At 67.8% G+C, this 22,732-nt stretch carries 24 protein-coding genes; 14 read left to right on the top strand and 10 right to left on the bottom strand.

Translation table 11 applies throughout. The features are described from left to right. Positions 1-17: 17 nt before the first annotated feature. Entirely contained in the window at positions 18-530 is a 513-nt protein-coding gene (locus ACY48E_RS09890) for an Rv3235 family protein (protein ID WP_462871980.1), read from the bottom strand. Positions 531-780: 250 nt separating this feature from the next. Here ACY48E_RS09890 and ACY48E_RS09885 point away from each other — a divergent pair, with 250 nt between their 5' ends. From ACY48E_RS09885 to ACY48E_RS09865, 5 genes are all read left to right on the top strand, one after another. Beyond that, complete coding sequence (locus ACY48E_RS09885; protein WP_462872067.1) at positions 781-2,223, top strand: WS/DGAT/MGAT family O-acyltransferase; 1,443 nt, start codon at positions 781-783, stop codon at positions 2,221-2,223. 76 nt (positions 2,224-2,299) lie between these two features. Beyond that, positions 2,300-2,824, top strand: a complete 525-nt coding sequence (locus ACY48E_RS09880; RefSeq protein WP_462871979.1) for a DUF6912 family protein — start codon at positions 2,300-2,302, stop codon at positions 2,822-2,824. A 46-nt stretch (positions 2,825-2,870) separates the two neighbouring features. Beyond that, on the top strand, positions 2,871-3,986 hold the full coding sequence (locus ACY48E_RS09875; RefSeq protein WP_462871978.1) for a ferredoxin reductase: 1,116 nt from the start codon (positions 2,871-2,873) through the stop codon (positions 3,984-3,986). Between the two features lie 125 nt (positions 3,987-4,111). After that, positions 4,112-5,389 carry a fatty acid desaturase family protein gene (locus ACY48E_RS09870; RefSeq protein WP_462871977.1) on the top strand — a complete coding sequence of 426 codons (1,278 nt, stop codon included), beginning with the start codon at positions 4,112-4,114 and terminating at the stop codon, positions 5,387-5,389. Positions 5,390-5,498: 109 nt separating this feature from the next. After that, positions 5,499-6,755: a fatty acid desaturase family protein gene (locus ACY48E_RS09865; protein WP_462871975.1), complete on the top strand. Its 1,257-nt coding sequence runs from the start codon at positions 5,499-5,501 to the stop codon at positions 6,753-6,755. On the opposite strand, the gene rsgA is transcribed toward ACY48E_RS09865, so the two are convergent. Together rsgA and aroA are read right to left on the bottom strand one after the other, a co-directional pair. After that, positions 6,752-7,777 (bottom strand): ribosome small subunit-dependent GTPase A, encoded by a 1,026-nt coding sequence (gene rsgA / locus ACY48E_RS09860; RefSeq protein WP_462871974.1) that lies wholly within the window; start codon positions 7,775-7,777, stop codon positions 6,752-6,754. The genes ACY48E_RS09865 and rsgA overlap by 4 nt on opposite strands. Next, a complete protein-coding gene (gene aroA, locus ACY48E_RS09855) occupies positions 7,738-9,021 on the bottom strand; it encodes a 3-phosphoshikimate 1-carboxyvinyltransferase (protein WP_462871972.1) in 1,284 nt (427 codons plus the stop codon). The genes rsgA and aroA overlap by 40 nt, the downstream gene beginning before the upstream one ends. A gap of 206 nt (positions 9,022-9,227) precedes the next feature. On the opposite strand from aroA, the gene ACY48E_RS09850 reads away from it, so the two are divergent. Both ACY48E_RS09850 and rsrA read left to right on the top strand, forming a co-directional pair. Continuing rightward, entirely contained in the window at positions 9,228-9,854 is a 627-nt protein-coding gene (locus tag ACY48E_RS09850) for a sigma-70 family RNA polymerase sigma factor (RefSeq protein ID WP_462871971.1), read from the top strand. Continuing rightward, positions 9,851-10,177 carry a mycothiol system anti-sigma-R factor gene (rsrA, locus tag ACY48E_RS09845; protein WP_462871970.1) on the top strand — a complete coding sequence of 109 codons (327 nt, stop codon included), beginning with the start codon at positions 9,851-9,853 and terminating at the stop codon, positions 10,175-10,177. Before ACY48E_RS09850 ends, rsrA begins: the two co-directional genes overlap by 4 nt. A gap of 101 nt (positions 10,178-10,278) precedes the next feature. On the opposite strand, the gene ACY48E_RS09840 is transcribed toward rsrA, so the two are convergent. Continuing rightward, on the bottom strand, positions 10,279-10,353 hold the full coding sequence (locus ACY48E_RS09840; RefSeq protein ID WP_115967926.1) for a 50S ribosomal protein bL37: 75 nt from the start codon (positions 10,351-10,353) through the stop codon (positions 10,279-10,281). A gap of 89 nt (positions 10,354-10,442) precedes the next feature. Here ACY48E_RS09840 and ACY48E_RS09835 point away from each other — a divergent pair, with 89 nt between their 5' ends. Then, a complete protein-coding gene (locus ACY48E_RS09835; RefSeq protein ID WP_462871969.1) occupies positions 10,443-11,918 on the top strand; it encodes a sensor histidine kinase in 1,476 nt (491 codons plus the stop codon). A gap of 79 nt (positions 11,919-11,997) precedes the next feature. On the opposite strand, the gene ACY48E_RS09830 is transcribed toward ACY48E_RS09835, so the two are convergent. Both ACY48E_RS09830 and ACY48E_RS09825 read right to left on the bottom strand, forming a co-directional pair. Further along, complete coding sequence (locus tag ACY48E_RS09830) at positions 11,998-12,252, bottom strand: WhiB family transcriptional regulator (protein ID WP_328809913.1); 255 nt, start codon at positions 12,250-12,252, stop codon at positions 11,998-12,000. Positions 12,253-12,369: 117 nt separating this feature from the next. Continuing rightward, positions 12,370-13,365 (bottom strand): diacylglycerol/lipid kinase family protein, encoded by a 996-nt coding sequence (locus ACY48E_RS09825; RefSeq protein WP_462871968.1) that lies wholly within the window; start codon positions 13,363-13,365, stop codon positions 12,370-12,372. 35 nt (positions 13,366-13,400) lie between these two features. Between ACY48E_RS09825 and ACY48E_RS09820 the strand changes: the two genes are divergently transcribed. After that, positions 13,401-13,805, top strand: coding sequence for a hypothetical protein (locus ACY48E_RS09820; RefSeq protein WP_462871967.1), 405 nt, complete (start codon positions 13,401-13,403; stop codon positions 13,803-13,805). 11 nt (positions 13,806-13,816) lie between these two features. Here the strand turns inward: ACY48E_RS09820 and ACY48E_RS09815 are convergent, their stop codons facing one another. Continuing rightward, positions 13,817-14,416 (bottom strand): acid phosphatase, encoded by a 600-nt coding sequence (locus ACY48E_RS09815; RefSeq protein WP_462871966.1) that lies wholly within the window; start codon positions 14,414-14,416, stop codon positions 13,817-13,819. A 102-nt stretch (positions 14,417-14,518) separates the two neighbouring features. Between ACY48E_RS09815 and ACY48E_RS09810 the strand changes: the two genes are divergently transcribed. Further along, positions 14,519-15,358 carry a ParA family protein gene (locus tag ACY48E_RS09810; RefSeq protein WP_462871965.1) on the top strand — a complete coding sequence of 280 codons (840 nt, stop codon included), beginning with the start codon at positions 14,519-14,521 and terminating at the stop codon, positions 15,356-15,358. A gap of 13 nt (positions 15,359-15,371) precedes the next feature. On the opposite strand, the gene ACY48E_RS09805 is transcribed toward ACY48E_RS09810, so the two are convergent. After that, positions 15,372-16,613 (bottom strand): Rv3212 family protein, encoded by a 1,242-nt coding sequence (locus ACY48E_RS09805; protein ID WP_462871964.1) that lies wholly within the window; start codon positions 16,611-16,613, stop codon positions 15,372-15,374. An 11-nt stretch (positions 16,614-16,624) separates the two neighbouring features. Then, positions 16,625-18,370, bottom strand: coding sequence for a DEAD/DEAH box helicase (locus ACY48E_RS09800; RefSeq protein WP_462872066.1), 1,746 nt, complete (start codon positions 18,368-18,370; stop codon positions 16,625-16,627). 206 nt (positions 18,371-18,576) lie between these two features. On the opposite strand from ACY48E_RS09800, the gene ACY48E_RS09795 reads away from it, so the two are divergent. Together ACY48E_RS09795 and ACY48E_RS09790 are read left to right on the top strand one after the other, a co-directional pair. Beyond that, on the top strand, positions 18,577-19,257 hold the full coding sequence (locus ACY48E_RS09795; protein WP_462871963.1) for a ferritin-like fold-containing protein: 681 nt from the start codon (positions 18,577-18,579) through the stop codon (positions 19,255-19,257). A 128-nt stretch (positions 19,258-19,385) separates the two neighbouring features. Continuing rightward, on the top strand, positions 19,386-19,616 hold the full coding sequence (locus tag ACY48E_RS09790; protein WP_462871962.1) for a DUF3107 domain-containing protein: 231 nt from the start codon (positions 19,386-19,388) through the stop codon (positions 19,614-19,616). An 80-nt stretch (positions 19,617-19,696) separates the two neighbouring features. Here the strand turns inward: ACY48E_RS09790 and ACY48E_RS09785 are convergent, their stop codons facing one another. Then, positions 19,697-20,332, bottom strand: a complete 636-nt coding sequence (locus ACY48E_RS09785) for a TetR/AcrR family transcriptional regulator (RefSeq protein WP_462871961.1) — start codon at positions 20,330-20,332, stop codon at positions 19,697-19,699. Between the two features lie 160 nt (positions 20,333-20,492). Here ACY48E_RS09785 and ACY48E_RS09780 point away from each other — a divergent pair, with 160 nt between their 5' ends. Both ACY48E_RS09780 and moeB read left to right on the top strand, forming a co-directional pair. Continuing rightward, entirely contained in the window at positions 20,493-21,521 is a 1,029-nt protein-coding gene (locus ACY48E_RS09780) for a DUF3152 domain-containing protein (protein WP_462871960.1), read from the top strand. Then, the gene (gene moeB / locus ACY48E_RS09775; protein ID WP_462871959.1) at positions 21,518-22,726 is read left to right on the top strand and encodes a molybdopterin-synthase adenylyltransferase MoeB; all 1,209 of its coding nucleotides are present in this window, start codon (positions 21,518-21,520) and stop codon (positions 22,724-22,726) included. The genes ACY48E_RS09780 and moeB overlap by 4 nt, the downstream gene beginning before the upstream one ends. Positions 22,727-22,732: the final 6 nt, after the last annotated feature.

The following is a 22,732-nucleotide window of genomic DNA, read 5'->3' as shown; positions in this document are numbered from 1 at the left end:
CTGACGGTCGACTGCTCTCAGGACAGTCGCACCGCGGTGACCGTCCACCGGCCGTCGGTCCGACCTCGGTCGAGACGGCCGGCGAAGGCGAAGACGCGGTCACCGCGGCTGTACGTGCACACCACCTCGGCGACGTCCGGGGCCACGAGCTGTACGTGCATACGTCCGGGGCGAGCGACACCCAGCCTGCGGCCGGGGATGGTGGCGGTGGTCAGCGAGGCGACCATCGACGTCACACCGGGCGCAACCATCGGGCCCAACCGGCTGGCCGCGCGTCGGCCGTCGATCACCTCGAGGATCGCGCGTACACCCAGCTCCGCCGCTCGCAGGGCCTGCGCGTGGCGCAGCCGGGCGGCATTGTTCGCCCGATCGGAGTCCGCGCGCGGTGACCGCGAGCGTCCCGAGTGGGGTCCGACCCGCGGTGCGCTCGGTCGACGCGGCGGCCGATGTGCCTCGCCCGAGCCCGTGAGCGGCGGCTCCGAGCGCGGTGCCCGGCTGACGTAGCCGGTGATCGGACGGGAATGGGCCATGGTCTCTCCTCTGGCATGGGCCTGGAACTGTGGCATGTGCGCGGTGCGCGCGGTGGCATGTGCGCGGTGCGCGCGGTTGTCTCACGCGTGCGCAACGGACCCGAGGAGAGCGGGCGAGTAGCAGCATTGCACCGGAAGATTCGGTGCGCAATCCCCGATGGTGCCAGACTGTGGACAGATAGCGCTGTGGACAGATGGCGCTGTGGATGGATAACGCTGTGGGTTACGGCCGAGGTCGGAGGAGAACGAGATCGTCACCAGACTTACCCCCCAGGACGCGTCGTTCTATTTCCTCGAGGCGAGCACCACACCGATGCACGCCGGTTCGTTGGCGGTGTTCCGGGTTCCGCGCTCGGGCTTCGGGTACGAGGATCTGTTGACGTTGGTCGAATCGCGTCTGGCTCTCGTGCCGCGGTATCGGCAGAAGGTACGCGAGGTCGCCGGTGGTCTGGCCCGCCCGGTGTGGGTGGACGACACGGACTTCGACATCTCCTACCACATTCGCCGTTCCGCACTGCCCAAGCCGGGATCGGAGGACCAACTCCACGATCTCGTCGCCCGCCTGACCTCCCGTCCGCTCGACCGCACCCGGCCCCTGTGGGAGATGTATCTCGTGGAGGGGTTGAGCCGCAACAGGTTCGCCATCTTCACCAAGTCGCACTCGGCTCTGGTCGACGGCAAGTCCGCCCTCGAGATCAGCCAGGTGATCCTCGACGCGAGCAAGACCCCACCGCCGGCCGCGGAGGAGTTGTGGATGCCCAACCCCGAGCCGTCGGGTGCGGAACTGATGCTGCTCGCGTTGGCGGACACCGTCACTCGGCCCGGTGAGGGTGTCGAGGCGGTCCGACACGCGGTGTCGGATGCCGCGAGTGTGGCCACCACAGCGCTGCGCGACCTGGGCAACCTCATGGCCGTCGTCCGGACCGCCGCGGCGTCGACCTCCGACAGCCCGCTCAACGTCCCCATCTCGCGCAATCGACGCTTCTCGGTGGCGCGCACCGATCTCGACGACTATCGGCGTGTGCGCGCGAAGTTCGGCGGCAACATCAACGACGTGGTGCTGGCGGTGGTCTCGGGTGCGCTGCGGAACTGGCTGCTCTCGCGCGGTGAACCGATCTCGGAGTCGACCACGGTCCGTGCGCTGGTCCCGATGTCGGTCTACGTCGCCGACGAGGAGTCCGAGGCCGACGACGGCTCGGTCGCCGAGCAGGTGAGCGGTGAGCCGTCGAGCGAGGTGTCCTCGTTGGTGGTGGACCTGCCCGTCGGGGAGCCCAACGCCGTGGTGCGCCTGTCGCACCTGTCCCACGCCCTCGAGGTTCAGCTCGGTCACCGCGCCGGCGTCACCGCGGGCACCCTGATGCGGCTGTCGGGTTTCGCTCCTGCCACGTTGCATGCAGTGGGAGCCCGGGTGGGGAGCAGCATCTCGCAGCGTGTGTTCAATCTGGTGGTGACCAACGCGCCCGGTCCGCAGTTCCCGCTCTACGTCGGTGGTGCGCGCATGCTGGAGATGTACCCGGTACCGCCGCTGTTGAAGAATCAGGCACTGAGCATCGGACTGACTTCCTACGACGGCAGTGTCTACTACGGTGTCAACGCCGATCGGGCGGCCATGCCCGACGTCGAGGTCATCACCGCTCTGCTCCACGAGGCTCTCGAGGAGCTTCTCGACGCCGTGGGCGACGGTCAACCGTGATCGGCCGCGCGGGCGCCGTGCCCCGCCCCGACGGGGGTCGCGGTCGGGACGATCGCGCAGACGTGAGGGGTCTCGGATGAGAATCTTCGTGCCGGCCACCATCGCGGTACTGCACACGTTGGTCGAGGATCGACAGATCAGCCCGGTCAGCCGCACGGCGTTCGGTGTCACCCCGGCGCTGCGCGAGGCCTACTCCTCCGGCGACGACGACGAGCTCGCCGAGGTGGCGATGAACGAGGCCGCGCGAGCATCGCTGCGGTTGCTGGCCACCGAGGTCTCCGACGCGGACGGCGCCTCCGACGCGGAGCCGGTGGTTCGGTACCGTCGAGCCGTGATTGCCGCCGATGTCGACAATGTCACGCTTCGTCCCGATCTGGACGACGCCGTCGTACGGTTGCCACAGCTGCTGACCATGGCCGACGTGGCCAGTGTGCACGTCGATCTCGCCGAGGCCGAACCGGCCGTCCAGGCCGCGGTCGAGGTGGTCGATGCTGCAGATCTGGGCGATCCCGACGCCGAGTTCGTGGTCGGAGACGCGGAGGATCATCAGTTGGCGTGGTACGCGCCGCAGGAGCTCCCGTTCCTGCTCGAACTTCTCTGAAGGCCGGTGCACTCGTCCGGTTCGCTCTGAAAGGTGTATCACTGCAATGGGTCTCAAGGACTGGCTGACCAGACCGGCGGCCGACGTCTCGTCCCCGCAACGCCCCGTGGCGAACATGATTCGCGGTGCCGTGACGCGGCTGACCACCCCGCTGTTGCCGGACGACTATCTGCACCTGGCCAATCCGCTGTGGTCCGCACGCGAGTTGCGTGGGCGGGTGGTGCGGGTGGAGAAGGAGACCGAGACCTCGGCGACCATCGTGATCAAGCCGGGATGGGGCTTCGACTTCAACTACCGACCCGGCCAGTACATCGGTATCGGACTGCACATAGATGGCCGATGGCACTGGCGTTCGTACTCGCTGACCTCGCTGCCGGACTGGCACGACAAGGAGATCTCCATCGCCGTGAAGGCGATGCCCGAGGGATTTCTCTCGAGTCACCTGGTGGGCGGGATTCCGGAAGGCACCATCGTGCGGCTCGCCGCGCCCAAGGGTGACTTCGCTCTGCCCGACCCTCCGCCGGCCAAGGTGCTGTTCATCACCGCAGGCAGCGGGATCACTCCGATCATCGGAATGCTGCGCAGCCTCGATCGCCGCGGCGAGATGACCGACGTGGTTCACGTGCACTCGGCTCCGGTTGCCGAGGAGGTGATGTTCGGGCGCGAACTCGCCGAGCTCGATGCCCGTCACCCGAGTTTCGTCTCCCACGTGCAGCTGACCCGCTCGGACGGCAAGTTCGACCTCTCCTCGCTCGACGAGGTGTTCCCGGACTGGCGGGAGCGGCAGGCGTGGGCGTGTGGCCCGGTGGCGATGCTCGACGAGATCGAATCGCTGTACGAGTCGGCGGAGATCCGCGACCAGCTGCACACCGAGCGGTTCGAGATCGCGCGGGCGGGTGCGGTCGGGGAAGGGGGCACCGTGACGTTCGGTCGCTCCGGTCGCACGGTCGAGCTCGACGGCGCCACCACCCTGCTCGAAGCGGGGGAGAAGCTCGGCGTCGCGATGCCGTTCGGATGCCGGATGGGTATCTGCCAGACCTGCGTGGTGGCGGTCACCGCCGGCCACGTCCGCGATCTGCGCTCGGGGCGTGAACATGCTGCCGGCGATCGGATCCAGACGTGTGTGTCCGCCGCGGCAGGGGACTGCACGCTCGATCTCTGACGTGACGTCCGAGATGTCCGATCGCGCATGTTGTCGGCTATCCTCGGCAGAGGACGGCACCTGCCGTCCGAGCGGACCACCTCGCTCGTACACTTCGGCTCCGAACACCTAGCGGGGGACCCACCGTGGCCATCACGGACATCAAGGAATTCGCTCATCTGACCGACTCCGACATCGAGGCCCTCGGCCGTGAACTCGACGCCATTCGGCGCGATGTCGAAGAGTCGCGTGGAGCGTCCGATGCTCGCTACATCCGTCGCACCATCGCCGCGCAGCGGATTCTCGAGGCTGCGGGTCGCCTGCTGATCCTGGGGTCGAAGTCCAAGTGTTCGGCCGCACTCGGCTCCGGTGTCCTCGCCGTTGCCAAGATCGTCGAGAACATGGAACTCGGCCACAACATCAGCCACGGTCAGTGGGACTGGATGAACGATCCGGAAATCCATTCCACGACGTGGGAGTGGGACATGACCGGCCCGTCGGCGCACTGGAAGCGCGCCCACAACTATTCGCACCACCTCTACACCAACATCGTCGGGATGGACGACGACGTGGGCTTCGGCATTCTCCGAATGACTCGCGACGAGAAGTGGCGCCCGATCAACGCCCTGCAGCCGCTGGCGAACGTGCTCTTGGCGATGACCTTCGAGTGGGGCATCGCGCTGCACGATCTGTCCGCGGCCAAGGATGCCGAGGGTGGCCCCCGCTATTCGCTGACCACCGGTCCCAACCGCGAGTTCGTTCGCAAGATCGTGCGACAGGTCGCCAAGGACTTCGTGATCTTCCCGGCGCTGTCCGGACCGTATGCGGGGCGCGCGCTGCTGGCCAACGCCAACGCGAACCTGATCCGGAATCTGTGGGCCTACGCGGTCATCTTCTGCGGTCACTTCCCCGATGGGGCCGAGAAGTTCACCATGGGCCAGTTCGACAACGAGACGCACGAGGAGTGGTACCTGCGCCAAATGCTGGGCAGTGCGAACTTCTCCGCCGGTCGGGCCATGGCGTTCATGAGCGGCAACCTGTGCTTCCAGATCGAGCACCACCTCTTCCCCGATCTACCGAGCAACCGCTACGCCGAGGTGGCTGTCCGCGTGCGCGAGTTGTGCGACAAGTACGACCTGCCGTACACCACCGGGCACATCACCGGTCAGTACTGGTTGGCGCTGCGCACCATCTACAAGCTCTCGTTGCCGGACAGGTTCCTGCGGTCGACGTCCGACAACGCCCCGGAAACCAGCTCGGAGCGCAGGTTCCATTCTGCCGGCCAGGCGATGGTGGATCGTCTTCGATTCGACCCGGTGACCGGGCGCAAGCGTGGGCTGCGCTCGGCACTGCGGGAGGCGCGGCTCGAGGCTCGTCACGTGTACGACTCCGCGAAGAGCCGTGCGCACCTTGCGCGCGGTTAGGCGGATCACACTTACGGAAACGTAACCTACGGCCGCGTAACTTACGCTATCGTTGGTCTGAAGCTCGGCACCGTCAATGGTGGCGACCCACAGTCCGAGGAGCGCGACGATGGCCATTTCCGATGTCAAGGAATATGCCCACCTGACCGAGGCCGATGTCGAGGCTCTCGGCCATGAGCTCGATTCCATCCGACGTGAGATCGAGAGCTCACGCGGGGAGCGCGATGCGCGCTACATCCGCAACACGATCCGACTGCAGCGCTCCCTCGAGATCGCCGGTCGCACCATCCTGCTCGCAGGCAAGAAGCGCCCGGCCTGGTTGGCGGGCACCGCCCTGCTCGGGCTGTCGAAGATCATCGAGAACATGGAGATCGGCCACAACGTCATGCACGGCCAGTGGGACTGGATGAACGATCCGGAGATCCACTCCACGTCCTGGGAGTGGGACAACACCGGTCCAGCCGAACACTGGAAGCAGACCCACAACTACATTCACCACAAGTACACCAACGTGCTCGGCATGGACGACGACATCGGGTACGGCCTCATCCGCGTCACACGTGATCGTCGCTGGACCCCGTTCAATGCCGGCAACCTCGTCTACAACACGCTCCTGATGCTGCTCTTCGAGTACGGCGTGGCGGTTCAGCACCTCGAGCTCGGCAAGGTTGTCGCCGGTAAGGCGGACAAGGCCGAGTTCCGCGAGAAGCTTCGGGACGTCGGTCAGAAGGTCGGACGTCAGATGGCCAAGGACTACGTGATCACCCCGGCCGTGACGTCGCTGTCCCCGCAGGGCAGCTTCCGCAAGACCGTCACCGCGAACATCGGCGCGAACATCATCCGCAACGTGTGGACCAACGCCGTGATCTTCTGCGGCCACTTCCCCGACGGCGCGGAGAAGTTCACCAAGGACGACCTCGAGAACGAGACGCAGGGCCAGTGGTACCTGCGTCAGATGCTCGGCAGTGCCAACTTCGAGGCGGGCCCGGTGCTGCGTTTCATGAGCGGCAACCTCTGCTATCAGATCGAGCACCACGTGTTCCCCGATCTCCCGAGCAACCGTCTGGTCGACATCTCCGTGCGCCTGCGTGAGCTGTGTGAGAAGTACGACCTGCCGTACACCACGGGGTCCTTCCCCGTGCAGTACGCCAAGTCCTGGCGGACCATCGCCAAGCTGTCTCTGCCCGACCGTTTCCTGACGGCCACGTCCGACGACGCCCCCGAGACCAGTTCCGAGCGTCGATTCGCCGGTCACACCACCTCCACCGTGGACCCGACGACCGGCGCACGTACAGGCCTGCTGACCGACCTGCGAGCAGCCCAGCGACGGCGTCGAGGCCTCTCGCGTCTGTTCTCGCGTCACTAGAAGCTCTCGTTGGTGGTCAACGCCACCATCAACTCACGCACGGCCTGGACGCGTTGACCGGCTCGACCGGTCAGCGCGTCCAGTTCGCATTCCGGGTCTGCGGGTGGTCCCAGGTGACTGCAGCCGCGGGGGCAATCCTGTGCGGCGTCCGCGAGGTCGGAGAACGCGGCAACCACATCGTTCGGGGAGATGTGCGCCAGGCCGAACGAGCGTATGCCGGGCGTGTCGATTACCCAGCCACCGGCCGGCAGGGGAAGGGCCACCGACTGGGTCGATGTGTGGCGTCCCTTACCCACCCCCGAGACCACACCCGTGGCCCGCTGCGCGCCCGGGACCATACGGTTGACCAGAGTCGACTTCCCCACGCCGGAGTGGCCGATCAGCGCCGAGACCGAGCCGGTGATCGTCTCGAGCAGCGGATCGAGAACCTGGTCTCGCCCGGCGCCGATCACGCGGAGGTCGAGATCGGCGAATCGCGCGGCGAAGTCGCCGGGATCGGCCAGATCGCTCTTGGTCAGGCACAGCACGGGGGACAGACCGCCCACGTAGGCGGCGATCATCGCGCGTTCGACGAATCCCGATCGTGGCGGCGGATCGGCCACCGCCACCACGATCAACAACAGATCGGCGTTGGCGACGACCACCCGCTCGTACGGGTCGGTGTCGTCGGCGGTCCGGCGCAGTACGGACGTGCGCTCGGCCACCCGCACGATGCGCGCGAGGGAGTCGACCGTGCCGGAGAGGTCGCCGACCACGCCGACACGATCGCCCACCACGATCGGTGTGCGGCCGAGTTCTCTCGCGCGCATCGCCACCACCACGCGATCGGGGTCGCCGCCCAGGGCACACCCCCACCGGCCGCGGTCCACGGTCACCACCATCGCGTCCTCGGCGTCGTCGTGCGTGGGCCGAGTCTTGGTGCGCGGGCGCGTCCCACGCCCCGGCCGGATGCGGACGTCGGACTCGTCGTATCGGCGCGGGGTCAGCGTGGGCCCGCCGTCGGTTCGAGCACGCTCGCCCACAGGTCGGTGAACCCGGGCAGTGTCTTGGCGGTGGTGTCGATGTCGTCGACCACGACGGCGGGGACCCGCAGACCGATCACGGCTCCGGCGGTGGCCATGCGGTGATCGGCGAACGCCGACCACGCGCCACCGTGCAGTGTCGACGGCCGTATCTCGAGTCCGTCGGCGGTCTCGGTCGCGTCGCCACCGAGTGCGCGGATGTTGCTCACCAAGCCGGCCAGTCGATCGGTTTCGTGTCCGCGCAGATGCGCGATCCCGAACAGATGTGAGGGCGAATCCGCCAGTACGGCCAGGGCCGCCACCGTCGGGGTCAGTTCGCCGATGTCGTGGAGATCGAGTTCGATTCCCGTCAGTCGGTCGGTGCCGGTCACCGTGAGAGCGCAGGCACCGGACGTCGACTCTTCGAGTTCGACCCGCGCGCCCATCGCGGTGAGGATGCCGCGGATCGCATCGCCCGGTTGGGTTGTCCGACGCGGCCAGTGCGGCACGGTGATTCGCCCGCCCGTCACTGCCGCTGCGGCGAGGAACGGTGTCGCGTTCGACAGGTCGGGCTCCACGGCCACGTCCCGTGCGGCGATCGGGCCCGGACGCACGGTCCACGACGCCGGCTCCGAGTCGTCCACCACCACCTCGGCTGCGCGCAGCATCTCGACGGTCATCTCGATGTGCGGCATCGACGGAACCGGTGCACCGACGTGCCGCACGGTGACCCCCGCGTCGAACCTGGCCGCGGACAGCAGCAGGCCGGAGACGAACTGTGACGAGCCGGATGCGTCGATCTCGACGGTGCCGCCACCGAGTGATCCTGTGCCGTCGATCGAGAACGGCAGCGCCGTTCCCGTCACCGCCGCTCCCAGCGTCCGAAGTGCGTCGAGGATCACCGTCTGCGGCCGGGTTCGAGCCTGCTCGTCACCGTCGAACACGGAGTGTCCCGTCGCAAGTGCGGCGAGGGGCGGAACGAACCGCATGACCGTCCCGGCGAGCCCGCAGTCGATTCGTCCGCCGCGCAGGGGCGCCGGCGTGACGACGATCGTGGTGCCGTCGACGTCGAGTTCTGCACCGAGGGTCTCGAGCGCACCGATCATCAGGTCGGTGTCGCGGCTTCGCAGGGCCCCGGTGATGGTGGACGCACCCGAGGCGAGCGCGGCCAGTACCAACGCGCGATTGGTGATGGACTTCGATCCGGGAAGTTCGACAACCGCGTCGTGGCGGACGGTCGCGGTCGGCGCAGTCCAGGGGCTCATGAGTTCATCTTCTCACCACCGGATCCCGGGGTCGGGAACACAGCGGTCCGGTGGGCTGTTGAAGCGAACGAAAAGCGTCAGGGCCACCGGCATGGTCGCCCTGCAGAGCCCACCACCGCACGCAGAGGGGTACTCCGATGTCCGCCGCCACGCTGGAACGACCGAGGCGATCCGGCCGTACGTCGGCAGCGGTAATCTTTCCCCTGATGGATACCCATGAAACCGACTCCGAAACCCCGGAGCAACTCACCGAGCGGTTCGAGCGCGACGCCCTACCGTTGCTCGACCAGCTCTACGGCGGTGCCCTGCGCATGACGCGCAACCCGGCCGATGCCGAGGATCTGGTCCAGGAGACCTACATCAAGGCCTTCTCGGCTTTCCGCAGCTTCCGAGAGGGCACGAACCTCAAGGCGTGGCTGTACCGCATCCTCACCAACACCTACATCAACTCGTACCGGAAGAAGCAGCGTCAGCCTGCGCAGTACCCGACGGACGAGATCACCGACTGGCAGCTCGCAGCCACCGCCGAGCACACCTCGCAAGGTCTGCGATCGGCTGAGGTCGAGGCTTTGGACGCGCTGCCCGACGACGACATCAAGGCGGCACTGCAGGCCCTTCCGGAGGAGTTCCGGATGGCCGTGTACTACGCGGACGTCGAGGGTTTCCCCTACAAGGAGATCGCGGAGATCATGGGAACGCCGATCGGGACCGTCATGTCCCGTCTGCATCGCGGTCGCAAGCAGTTGCGCGCGGAGCTGGCGGGAGTGGCCCGCGAGCGCGGCTTCGCGCGCGGCGAGACGAGCGGACACATGCACGAGGAGGTGGCGCCGTGACCGACGACAGTGGTCGCGAGCGAGAGGACGGTCATCTGCACGAGTCGGACCAGGAACTCGATCCGTTCGAGAACCTCGACTGTTCGGCGGTGATCGCCGATGTGTGGACGTTGCTCGACAACGAATGCGACGAGGCCTCCCGCGCGCGGGTGCAACGCCACCTCGATTCCTGCTCGTCGTGCCTGGCGCACTACGGCATCGAGGAGAAGGTGAAGTCGCTGGTCAGTCGTAAGTGCGGCGGTGACAAGGCACCGGACGGTCTGCGCGAACGCCTGATGGTGGAACTGCGCACATCGATCAGCATCGTCACCCTCGAGGAGTGATCGCACCGGGATGCTCCCGGAGACGACGAACGGCGAGGGCCGGACACCACCGGTGTCCGGCCCTCGCCGTCTCGAGACGTCAGCATCCTGCGCCGGTCGGCTCAGCTGTTCGGCCTCTTGCCGTGATTCGCCTTGTTGCCCTTGCGGCTGCGCTTCTTGCGTCCTCGCTTACCCATGTTCGGTGTTCCTCCTTCGATGCGTCGCCACAGTCTCCCACGTGTGGTTGGGTGGTCGACACAGCCGGGTGCTCGAGAGCAGGTGAGACGTGTCGACGCTGAGCGAATTGCTCGCCGAGCACACCGATCTGCCCGGGGAGGCCGTCGACCATCTGCAGCGAGTGGTCGGGGAGTGGCAACTGCTCGCCGATCTCTCCTTTGCCGATCTTCTGCTATGGGTCGGTGTCGACGATATCGATTCCGCCGCGGACGTTCCGGTGTTGTGTGTGGCCCAGGTTCGTCCGACGACGGCGCCCACGTCGATGCCGGTGGACATGGTCGGTGTCACCGTCTCCGACGGTGAGCACCCGCATGTCCTCGAGTGCCTGCGGGCCAAGCGGATCGTCCCCGCGCGCGAGGGCACGGTCGGCCGGGACGCGGTGCCCGTGCGCGTCGGCGAGCATGTGGTGGCGGTGTTGACTCGCGACACCGGCTCCACCGATGTGCGCGCGGCCAGTGCTCTGGAATTGGCCTACGGCGAGTGCGCCGACGCGCTGGCGGAGATGATCGCCGAGGGCACGTTCCCGTCCCCGGACGAGGCGACCGACGTCAACTCCAGCCCTCGCGTCGGCGACGGCTTCGTTCGACTCGACACCTCCGGCATCGTGGCCTACGCCAGCCCCAATGCGGTGTCCGCGTATCACCGCATGGGGTTGAACACCGATCTCTCCGATCACGATCTCGCCTCGATCACGCGGAGTCTGGTGACGGACCCCTTCGATTCGCAGGACGTTGCCAACCACATTCGCGCCGCGCTCACCGAGATCGGGGGCCATCGGATGGAGTGCGATGCCCGCGGGGCGACCGTGCTGCTGCGGACGGTGCCGCTTCGGCCCGGTGGTTCGTCGATCGGCGCGATGGTGTTGGTGCGCGACGTCACCGAGGTCAAGCGCCGCGATCGAGCGCTGATGAGCAAGGATGCGACGATCCGCGAGATTCACCACCGAGTGAAGAACAACCTGCAGACGGTGGCCGCGCTGCTGAGAATGCAATCGCGCCGCACGGGTAACGAGGAGGCCCGTGAGGCGCTCAGCGAGTCGGTTCGCCGCATCGCCTCCATCGCCCTGGTCCACGAGATGCTCTCCATCTCGGTCGACGAGGAGGTCGATCTCGACGAGGTGGTCGATCGCCTCGTGCCCGTGATGGTGGATGTGGGCTCGGTCTCGCCGAATCTGCGTGTTCGCAGGGTCGGCAGCCTCGGGGTGTTCGCGGCAGAGCGCGCGACGCCGCTTGTGATGGTGCTGACCGAGCTCGTCCAGAATGCGATGGAGCACGGCTTCGACCGCGTTGCCCACGGAACGGTGTCGATCGTGGCCGAACGATCGTCACGGTGGCTCGACGTGGCGGTGCGCGACGACGGCCGCGGATTGCCCCCCGGGTTCAGCCTCGAACGGTCCGATCGTCTCGGTTTTCAGATCGTGCGCACCCTGGTCGATGTGGAGTTGGGTGGGTCGCTGGGCGTGCGGGCCGGACGCGGCGGAGGTACCGAGGCGGTCCTGCGGGTCCCGCTCGGTCGGCGGCGGTAGCTGCGGTGGCCTCGAACACGACGATGCCCGGCACCCTGTCGTGGGTGCCGGGCAATCGGTGTGCTGCGGTGGCTCTTGCTCAGACGGCCGAGCGGGCGCGGGTGCGCGCGTTGCGCCGCTTGAGGGCGCGACGCTCGTCCTCACTCAGTCCGCCCCACACGCCGGCGTCCTGACCCGACTCGAGTGCCCACGACAGGCAATCGGCGGTGACGGGGCAGCGGTTGCAGACAACCTTGGCATCGGCGATCTGTGCGAGAGCCGGGCCGCTGTTTCCCACGGGGAAGAACAGTTCCGGATCCTCATCGCGACAGATAGCCTTGTGGCGCCAATCCATCCTGGTGCTCCTTACTGGGCGCGCGTCGTCGGCGCCGTTCGACTCGAACAATTCACGTGCGCGTTGCAAATGTTTCCGCGCTGTTGCTTGTGAATGCTTTCACGATCAGCGCGTAAGTCAAGAGTTGCGAGTATGAGGGTGGGATATTTCACTCGGATCCGTCGGTGCCGGAGCTACGACCACCAGGGCATCGGCTGCAGATCGGAACTCCACGCGCTCCCGCAGACCCATGTAATCCCCGTCGAGCTGCAGTCCGGTCGGTTCCGACGCGGTGATGGTCACAGACGGAACGTCGTCGACCCGCAGCAGGTATCTCGACGTCGGCGCCCCGGCTCCGAACAACATTTGACGCGCAACGTGCAGGGACGGCAATACGGCCGTGGTTCGCATGGCGAACACACCCAGACCGTTATCGAAACTTGCCCCTGGATTGGTGTGGACCGGGCGGGTGTCTAGGTAGGTCCAGGGGTCGGAGTTGGAGACGAACGCGTAGTGGATTCCGCCGGTGGGCTCGTGTCCCTCGACCTCCACTGTCAGGCGTGGCGCGCGCCGCTTCGCCCGGAAGAACGACTGCACGCTGGCGCGGACGTAACGCGCGGGGGAGACTCCGCCGCCGTCCTTGCGACTGTTGTCGATTGCCTCGCACACCTCGGCATCGAGCCCGACTCCGCTGTTGAACAGGAACCATCGGCCGTCGCAATGTCCCAGGCCGATACGGCGGGTATCGCCGGTGCCCAGTAGATCGATCAGCTGGTTGGTGGCCTCGAGTGGGTACCGCTCGATTCCGAGGGAGCGCGCGAACACGTTCGCGCTGCCGCCGGGGACGACGGCGAGCAGCGGTATCGGCCCCACCGTGACCGACTGCATCGATGTCGGTGCCGGTGGGCCGAGCAGTCCATTGACAACCTCGTTCACCGTTCCGTCGCCGCCGTGCACGATCACCAGATCCACTCCGGCCAGTCGAGCCTGGCGGGCCATGTCGCTGGCGTGGCCGGCGTGGGTGGTGTGTCCGACGGTGAGCGAGGTTCGACTCGCGAGCGCGTGCGCGAGGAGGTCGCGTGCCGCTGCGGTGGTGGTGGTGGCGTTGGGGTTGACGATCAGCAGGGCGCGCACGATTTCCGAGCCTAGCGGGCACTACTCTCGGAACCATGGTCGAGACGGACTCCGCGGACACCGTTCCCATCACCGCGCGTGCCGGTGGAGCCGTGGTGGCGCTGCAGGGCGCGGCCTCGGTGGCGGTGGCGGTGTGGTTCCTGGTGCGCAGCATCAGTGGGCACCACGACTCCGCTGCCAGCGGGTACGGCACTGCGCTCTGGTTCGGGCTCCTCGGGGCGGGCGTGCTGGCTGCGGGCGGGTCGCTGCTCACCGGTCGCCGCTGGGGTCGCTCGCCCTCCGTCGTGGTCCAGATCCTGCTGGTGCCGGTGGCCGGTTCGCTGCTCTTCGGGTCCGATCAGCCGCTGTTCGGAACGCTTCTCGCCGTCGTGGTGATCTCGGCGCTCGGTCTGCTGCTGTGCCCACCGACCACGAAGTGGATGCGCAGCGGACTTCAGTAGCGGCACCGGCGTCACCCGAGAGCCCCGGCCGCGGCGTTGCTCGTGATCACCTGTCGACGCGAATGTTCGTACCCCAGGACCGTGCACGAGGCAGGTCCGAGCGCGAACCGGGCGCCCTCGGCGGCGGGGAACCCGCACCACCGGGCAACGAGAACCCTGGAGAAGTGGCCGTGACCGACAAGGATCACGTCCCGAGTCTCCAGTGAGGGCTCGACGGCCGAGATGACGGTGTCCGCGCGATGAGCAACGGCGTCGAGCGTCTCGCCGCCCGGCGAGGGATGGGTGAACACCGTCCAGTGCGGGACCGTCTGCCGAATCTCGGTCGTCGTCAGTCCCTCGTAGCTGCCGTAGTCCCATTCCACCAGCAGGTCCCAGGTCTCGTCGACCGCCAGTCCGGCCAGGGCGGCGGTGCGCCGAGCGCGAATGCGGGGGCTCGAGACCACCAGTGGATCGAGCAGACCCAGTGCGGCGAGGGTGCGCCCGGCTGCCTCGGCCTGGCGCTCTCCCCGCTCGGTGAGGTCGACGTCGGTGATGCCGGTGTGACGGCCGGTGTCGGACCAATCGGTGTTGCCGTGACGCAGCAGAACCACGCGCCGGTCGGGGCGTTCCATTGCACCATCATGCCCACCCGCGTCGACGGCGATCGAGAGGACGACACCGACACGGGCCGATGTCTCTCGCACGCGGGCCCCTCGTGGGGAAGGATCGGGAGCGTGACTCCGTCCTCTGCTCGCACGTCGTCCACTCGCAGCCCACGCGGCTCGACGATCCTCGCGGTGGCCAATCAGAAGGGCGGCGTGGCCAAGACCACCACCGTCGCGTCCCTGGGTGCGGCACTCGTCGCGCTCGGTCATCGGGTCCTGGTGGTGGATCTCGATCCGCAGGGCAGCCTGACGTTCTCGCTCGGACACAATCCCGACCGTCTCGAAGCCTCGGTGCACGAGGTGCTCACCGCCGGGGTGCCCGTGTCGTCGGTACTGCTGGAGACGGCCGAAGGCATGTCGCTGCTGCCGGCCACCATCGACCTGGCGGGCGCGGAGGCACTGCTGTTGATGCGGCCCGGCCGCGAACACACCCTGGCCCGTGCCCTCGCGCCGGTGCTCGACAACGTCGATGTGGTCGTCATCGACTGTCCGCCGTCACTGGGCGTGTTGACCCTCAACGGCCTCACCGCGGCCGACTCGGTGCTCGTCCCGCTGCAGTGCGAGACGCTCGCACATCGCGGTGTGGGTCAGTTGCTGCGCACGGTGGAGGAGGTTCAGCAGATCACCAACCCCGAATTGACCCTTCTCGGTGCGCTACCGACTCTCTACGACGCCCGAACCACCCACTCTCGGGACGTTCTGGCCGATGTGTCCGATCGCTACGGCATCGATGTCCTCGATCCGCCCATTCCGCGCACCGTCCGTTTCGCCGAGGCATCGGCGTCGGGGTCGAGTGTTCTGTCCGGTCGCAAGAGCAAAGGCGCACTCGCGTATCGAGCGTTGGCGCAACAACTGTCGGACCATTGGCGGAAGGGCACGCCCATCCGCACCTACTCGCCCGGCGACTGATTCGGGTCGGCCCTCAGCGGGTGGGCGAACGCAGAGCAACGAGGGTGGACCCCCGCTGCTCGAGTACCACCGACCCCACCACCGCGGTCCCGACGGGCCCGGTGAACGATCCGCGATCGACCGGGATCCGAGACCGGATCGTTCCCGACGACGGATCGACCACGGCGAGGGCACCCGATGTGGGTACCAGCACGTCGCCCGCCATCGGGGTGCCCACACCGAGAGTGTTCGGGATGCTCCAGCGGATCGCCGACGTCACACGATCCATCGCCAGGGTGGCCGTACCGGTGAACCACAGCACCACGCTTCCGGTGACGACCACAGGCGGTGAGAGGGGATCGTCGGTGGGTGCGGTGCCGGCGGGAAGATCCTGCGCGGAGACGAAGGCGCCCGAGCCGTCGAAGACGCCGATCCGGGCGGGTGCAGTGTCGGTCGCGGGAAGGTAGAGCAGCACTCGCTCCCCGGCCACCGACAGAACTCGGGCACCGGAATCGGCGGCGGGAACGTCGGTGAGGATCGTCGATCCGTACACCTCGGGTTTCGTCGCGTCGCGGGGTGCGGGGTTCATCACGGTCAGGCGCGGTCCGGCTTCGCCCCCACACTGCTCGAGCACGGCGACACGGCTCGAACTCGACGATCCGGAGAGAAGAGTGCAGCCCGAACGGGGCTGATCGCCGGGGTTGACCGGCGCGTCGACGCGACCGTACTCGAGTGTGCGCACCAGATCGGATCGCCACACCTCGAGGCGGGTGCCCCCACGGGAGAGGACATAGGTGCCGTCGTAGGACAGGGCCACCGGGTCGTCCGCATCCGAGGTTCGTTGGGCGCCGCGTCGACCCGTGGCGCCGTCGAGGGCGGTCACCTGGCCGCAGCCTCGTCCGTCTCGGTACACCGCGACTGCGCTCGACCACCCGGAGAGCACCGCGCACAGCGTTGCGGAGCGGTCGTAGGACCACGCGGCACCACCGGTCGCGGGGTCGATCCCGTCGACCCGATTGCCCACGGCGGCCACGACCGTTCCACCGACGACCACCGGGGCGGGGCCGGAGGTGTCGCCGGCCGTCCACACCGTCTCCAGCGAGGTGGGAACCATTGCGGACGGGGGTGGGACCGGGATCGGCGAGGCCGACGTGCGGGACGTGGTCCCCGCCGCGTCCCCGGTCACCCAGAGGATGGTGGCCGCCACGATCACGGCGACCGCGATCAGGGCTGCGGCAACGAGGTCACCGCGGGTGCGGCGTTCGGGCTTTGGCACCGGCGCCCTGGTCAGTCCGCCGCCGCGGCTGCGCCGCTGGGTGTCTCCGCGGCTGCGCCGCTGGGTGTTTCCGCGGCTGCGCCGCTGGGTGTCTCAGCGGCTGCGCCGTTGGGGGACGAATCACCGGACGCCCCGCGGCGGCGCCGGCGACGACGCCGCGGGGCGGCGGCGTCGGTCGAGCTCTCCGCGGTCGAGCTCTGCGCGGTCGAGCTCTGCGCGGTCGTGCCCTCCGCAGAGGGGGCCGGCGGCTGGTCCGGAGTCACGCCGGATCCGCCGCGGGTGCGTCGACGCGAGCGCTCGCGCGGCGGCCGGCGCGTGGTGCCGGCTTCCGACGAGGTGGCGGACGAGTCCGCACGTCGCTGGGCAGATCGGGGCTTGGCGACCGATCCGGTGGCATCGGTCGGGATCTCGAGCTCCTCGAACAGATGCGGCGAGCTCGAGTAGGTCTCCACAGGATCTGCGATGCCCAGGCCGAGTGCCTTGTCGATCAACTGCCAGCGGGGAATGTCGTCCCAGTCGACCAGCGTGACCGCGATGCCGGTCCGCCCGGCACGCCCGGTGCGTCCGATGCGGTGCACGTAGGTCTTCTCGTCCTCGGGGCACTGGTAGTTGATCACGTGGGTCACGTCGTCGATGTCGATCCCGCGCGCCGCGACGTCGGTGGCGACGAGAACGTCGATGCTGCCCTTCCGGAACGCGCCCAGCGCCTTCTCCCGCGCGATCTGGCCGAGGTCGCCGTGCACGGCGCCCACTGCGAAACCGCGCTCGGCCAACTCGTCGGCGACCTTCTGGGCGGTTCGCTTGGTTCGCGTGAAGATCATCGTCGCGCCGCGACCGTTGGCCTGCAGGACACGGGCAACCATCTCGACCTTGTCGAGGGCGTGGGCTCGGTAGACGTGCTGGGCGGTGCGTTCGTGCACGGAGGACGAGTCGGCGTGCTCGGCCCGAATGTGGGTGGGACGGGTCAGGAAGGTGCGCGCGAGGGTGATGATCGGCCCCGGCATCGTGGCGGAGAAGAGCATGGTCTGGCGGCCGCGGCGTCCGTCGCGTGGACCGTCGGGGACCATCTGCAGGATTCGTTCGATGTCGGGCAGGAAACCGAGGTCGAGCATCTCGTCGGCCTCGTCGAGCACCAGTACCCCGACCTTTCCGAGGATGAGGTGGCCCTGGCGTGCGAGGTCGAGGAGACGACCGGGGGTGCCGACCACCACGTCGACGCCGGCCTGCAGAGCCTCGATCTGGCTCTCGTACGGGCGGCCGCCGTAGATCGAGAGCACGGTCACCGGTCCGCGTGCCGAGGTCAGGTGCTTGGCGGCGTTCTCGAGGTCGCCTGCCACCTGGATGCACAGCTCGCGGGTGGGGACGATGACCAGGGCGCGCGGGGTGCCGTCGAGTGCGGTGGTGCCGGCGCCGTCCGCCGGCCCGGTGGCCAGGCGATGGAGCAGCGGCACACCGAAGCCGAAGGTCTTGCCCATACCGGTGCGGGCCTGGCCGATGAGGTCGTCGCCGGCCAGGGCCAGGGGGAGGGTGAGCTCCTGGATGGCGAAGGTGCGTTCGATGCCCACCTCCGCAAGGCCACGAACGATCGCGTCGTCCACTCCGAGTTCTGCGAAGGTGGGGGGAACGTGATCGTCGGTGACGATCACCGTGGTGTCGGGGGTATCGGTGACGTCGGTGACGTCGGGGGTCTCGCTCAGGGGTTCGGCCTTCCTCGTGTTTCGCTCGCGCGCACGAGGATTGGAGGGCCAGGCCGTGATTCGGCCGGTGTCGATGCCCTCGCTCGGGCCCAGGTCCGCCGGGCCTACCGCATGAACGAGCGGGGCGCGGACAGGGGCGCGGAACGGGTGCGCGCACAGTGTCGTGGAGCCGTCTCGCGCAGGGTGCGTGAGGCGGGCGAGCTTATTCTAGCCGGTCACGCGTGCGTGGAACCGCACGTGGGTGCGCGGCGGTAGTGTCGGCGCCCATGGGAGCCAACCCGCCGGACGTGCCGGCCTCTGCCATCACCGTCGATCATCCGGGCATAGAGAGCCTTCTGGCCGTGCTCGCCTACGGAGAGATCGCCGCGTTCTACCGCCTCGTCGACGACGCGCGGATGGCACCGTCGCTCGAGGGCCGTATCGCGATGGCGTCGATGGCCGCGGCGGAGATGAACCACTTCGAGCTCCTCGAGAGCGAGCTGTCCTCGCGGGGCCGCAACGTGCTGAGCGTGATCGAGCCGTTCGCTGCCCCGCTGGATGCGTACCACGCTTCCACGACGCCCTCCACGTGGATGGAAGTGCTGGTCAAGACCTACGTGGGCGATGGGTTGGCGTCGGACTTCTACCTCGAACTCGCCCATCGACTCCCGGCGGGGATCGCGCACGTGATCGAGGGTGTGCTGGCGGAGACCTCGCACTCGGAGTTCGTGGTTCACGAGGTGAACAAGCGGGTGGCCTCGAGTCACAAGGACAAGGACAGACTGATGCTGTGGGGGCGCCGCCTGCTCGGGGAGGCCATCACCCAGGCTCAGTTCGTGCTCGCCCAGCGCGAGGAGCTCACCGACCTGGTGATGGATGTCAGTGGCGACTTCAACGGCATCGTGGCGTTGTTCGACCGCATGCAGGTGCGCCACGCGGAGCGGATGGCGGTTCTCGGTCTGGTCTGACCTCGGTCCGGTCCGACCCGCGGCATGTGTTCGCTGTCAGCGTGTGCTGCGACGAGGCCGGGGTGGGTCGGCCTGCACTAGCCTCGGGAGCGACAAGTAGTCACCAGGACCAATCGTGGAGGTCGACCGTGGAGGTCAAGATCGGTATCGCGGACAGCCCGCGAGAACTCACCATCAACAGCGAGCAGACGCCTGATCAGGTCGAGGCGCTCGTGACCGAGGCCTTCGGTGGCACGGGCGTTCTGTCGCTCGTCGACGACAAGGGTCGCAAGTTCCTGATCCCGGCGGTCAAGCTGGCCTACGTGGAGATCGGTCCGTCCGACAGCCGCCGTGTGGGGTTCGCAGCCAACCTCGGCTGAGCGCACCCGACCAGCAGCACCGAGCCCCGGTACGCATCGTGCGTACCGGGGCTCGGTCGTCGGCGGTCCCTACCGGGATCTCACATGTTCTGCAGCGGAACGTGCGAGAGCCCTCCCCACGCGAGGGCGACGGTGGTGTCGACCGCCTCCTCCTTGGTGATGGGACGGTCGGCCTCGAGCCAGTAGCGGGCGGTGAACTGGCTGGTCCCCACCAGTCCCACGGCCAGGATGCGGGCGCGGTGCGGATCGAGTCCCGAATCGTGGGCGACGAGGTCGTAGACGGCGTCCACGCACGCCTCGGTTGCCTTGTCGACACTGCGCTGGACCTGCGGGTCGCCCATCAGGTCGGACTCGAAGACGAGGCGGAACCCCTGGGAGTCGTTGTCGACGAAGTCGTAGAACGCCATCACGGCGGCACGCACACGTCGGTGATTGTCGGTGGTCGAGCGCAGGGCTTGGCGCACACCGGCGATGAGACTGTCCACGTAGCTCTGCAGAACGGCGAGGTACAGGTCCAACTTGCCCGGGAAGTGCTGGTAGAGAACGGGTTTGCTCACCCCCGCGCACTCGGCGATCTCATCCATGCCCGCCGAGTGGTACCCGTTCGCGACGAAGATTTCGCTCGCAGCGGCGAGAAGCTGGGCGCGGCGCTCGTCCCGGGGCAGGCGTGGACTGCGACGTGGCGGCACGGAACCGCGTTCGGTGAGGTCGGTCATCGGCGGCGGACGTCGGCGCCGGATGTGCCGGTGAACTCGGGGATCGACATGCGTGTTTACAGCTCCTCCGCCGACCTCGGGGGTCGGCTGTCTGGGTCGTCCACACGATACCCCGGCGTGCCAGGTCGGACTCGCGATGACGATATGAGACGCTGGTGGGGTGACCTTTCGCGGCGGACCCGGGCGCCCGCGCGGCGGCGTACGCGAGGAGCGGGAGCGGCTGTCGCACCAGCCCTTGCGGGCGCAATGGGATCCCACTGCGCCCGATCCCGGCAAGCAGCGCTCCGCCCGTCCGTACCGCGGAGCGCGCAAGCAGAGCCGTCTGGGTCGGTTCACCTCCACGTACGGCTGGCGTGCATACGCTCTTCCGATCCTGTTGGTGATCACGGTTCTGGTCGTCGTCGACGCCGTCCGTGCACCCGACCCGTCCACGACGTCGACTCCCGCGTCGGCGTCGTCCCCCGCGGTCGGCCAGCGCAGTGATCCGACGGCTTCCACCGCCGTGGTGGGCGTGCCACCGCAGGGCGACGGGAACTTCGCGGCCACCATCCCGTCGGGTGCGCTTCCGGACGGAGGGCCGTTCACGGTGCAGGGGGCGAACACCTGGCACATCGTTCCCGGTACGACGCCGCAGGTCGGGCAGGGCACCAACAAGGTCTTCACGTACACCGTCGAGGTCGAGGACGGTGTCGACACCAGCGGTTTCGGCGGTGACGAGTCCTTTGCCCGCCTGGTCGATCAGACCTTGGCGAACCCGAAGAGCTGGACCAACGATCCCCAGTTCGCCTTCCGGCGGATCGACTCCGGTGAGCCCGACTTCCGCATCTCGTTGACCTCGCAGCTCAGTATCCGTCAGGCGTGTGGCTACGACATCCAGCTGGAGGTCTCGTGCTTCAACCCCGCCATCTCGCGGGTGGTGCTCAACGAGCCGCGCTGGGTGCGCGGAGCCATCTCTTTCCAGGGTGACATCGGTTCGTACCGCCAGTACCAGATCAACCACGAGGTGGGGCACGCCATCGGCTATGCCCGGCATCAGCCGTGCGAGACCGACGGCGGGCTGGCGCCGATCATGATGCAGCAGAGCTTCGGCACGGCCAACAACGACATCGCGGTGCTCGACCCCGCCGGAGTGGTGCCCATGGACGGCAAGGTCTGTCGGTTCAACCCGTGGCCGTACCCGCGCGCGTGAGCGAGACGAGACCGCTCCCACCGCTGGTGGACGCCGCGGGCGACCTCACAGCAGACGAGGTGGGCCGCTACAGCCGACACCTGATCATCCCCGATCTGGGTGTCGACGGGCAGAAGCGACTGCGTAACGCCCGCGTGCTCGTGATCGGTGCGGGTGGGCTCGGGTCGCCGACTCTGCTGTACCTGGCCGCTGCAGGGGTGGGCACGCTCGGGATCGTCGAGTTCGATGTGGTGGAGCAGTCCAACCTGCAGCGTCAGGTGATCCACGGTGAGTCCGATGTGGGCCGACCCAAGGCCGTCAGTGCCCGCGATCGGATCGCGGCCGTCAACTCGAGCGTCCGGGTGGTTCTGCACGAGTGTCGTCTCGACAGCACCAACGCCCTCGAGCTCTTCCGCGACTACGACCTCGTGATCGACGGGTCGGACAACTTCGCCACCCGGTATCTGGTCAACGATGCGGCGTCGCTGACCGGTCGGCCCTACGTGTGGGGTTCGATCTTCCGGTTCGACGGACAGGTGTCGGTGTTCTGGGAGGACGCTCCTGATGGTCGCGGCGTGACGTATCGGGATCTCTACCCCGATCCTCCGGCTGCGGGCACAGTGCCCTCGTGCGCCGAGGGTGGCGTGCTGGGGGTGCTGTGCGCATCGGTGGGCTCGATCATGGTCACCGAGGCGATCAAGCTCATCACGGGGATCGGGCGGCCGCTGCTCGGACGGCTGATGATCTACGACGCGTTGGAGATGACCTATCGCACGGTGACGTTGCGACGCGATCCGCAGCGACCCCGCGTCACGGAACTGGTCGACTACGACGCGTTCTGCGGCGTGCCCCCAGTGCCAGCCGACCCCACAGTGCCCGCCGACCCCCCAGTGCCCGCCGACCCCGGAGTGGACGGCGAGATCTCGCCGATCGAACTCGCCGCCCGGCTGGACGAGGTGCGCCTGATCGATGTGCGTGAGCCCGTGGAGTTCGCGATCAACCGGATTCCGGGTGCGGTCTCGATTCCCCGGGGGCGTCTGCTCTCCGGTTCGGCGCTCGAGGAGATTCCGCGAGAAGAGACCGTGGTTCTCTACTGCAAAACCGGCATACGGTCCGCGGAAGTCCTTGCAGCCCTTCGGGAAGAAGGTTTCACGCGGGTTCTCCATCTCGCCGGCGGTATTTCGGCGTGGGGTGCCGAGATCGATCCGGGGATGCCGCAATACTGATCGTCG

The organism is Rhodococcus sp. AZ1 (assembly GCF_054979605.1).
Note: the sequence above shows the minus strand (reverse complement) of the source record. Positions and strands in the feature narration are given on the sequence as shown.

What these genes read in the sequence shown, in the direction of transcription:
- ACY48E_RS09890 (WP_462871980.1), bottom strand. Translation starts at nt 530, where the DNA reads ATGGCCCATTCCCGTCCGATCACCGGCTACGTCAGCCGGGCACCGCGC.
- ACY48E_RS09880 (WP_462871979.1), top strand. Translation starts at nt 2,300, where the DNA reads ATGAGAATCTTCGTGCCGGCCACCATCGCGGTACTGCACACGTTGGTC.
- ACY48E_RS09875 (WP_462871978.1), top strand. Translation starts at nt 2,871, where the DNA reads ATGGGTCTCAAGGACTGGCTGACCAGACCGGCGGCCGACGTCTCGTCC.
- ACY48E_RS09865 (WP_462871975.1), top strand. Translation starts at nt 5,499, where the DNA reads ATGGCCATTTCCGATGTCAAGGAATATGCCCACCTGACCGAGGCCGAT.
- aroA (WP_462871972.1), bottom strand. Translation starts at nt 9,021, where the DNA reads ATGAGCCCCTGGACTGCGCCGACCGCGACCGTCCGCCACGACGCGGTT.
- ACY48E_RS09850 (WP_462871971.1), top strand. Translation starts at nt 9,228, where the DNA reads ATGGATACCCATGAAACCGACTCCGAAACCCCGGAGCAACTCACCGAG.
- ACY48E_RS09830 (WP_328809913.1), bottom strand. Translation starts at nt 12,252, where the DNA reads ATGGATTGGCGCCACAAGGCTATCTGTCGCGATGAGGATCCGGAACTG.
- ACY48E_RS09820 (WP_462871967.1), top strand. Translation starts at nt 13,401, where the DNA reads ATGGTCGAGACGGACTCCGCGGACACCGTTCCCATCACCGCGCGTGCC.
- ACY48E_RS09815 (WP_462871966.1), bottom strand. Translation starts at nt 14,416, where the DNA reads ATGGAACGCCCCGACCGGCGCGTGGTTCTGCTGCGTCACGGCAACACC.
- ACY48E_RS09795 (WP_462871963.1), top strand. Translation starts at nt 18,577, where the DNA reads ATGGGAGCCAACCCGCCGGACGTGCCGGCCTCTGCCATCACCGTCGAT.
- ACY48E_RS09785 (WP_462871961.1), bottom strand. Translation starts at nt 20,332, where the DNA reads ATGACCGACCTCACCGAACGCGGTTCCGTGCCGCCACGTCGCAGTCCA.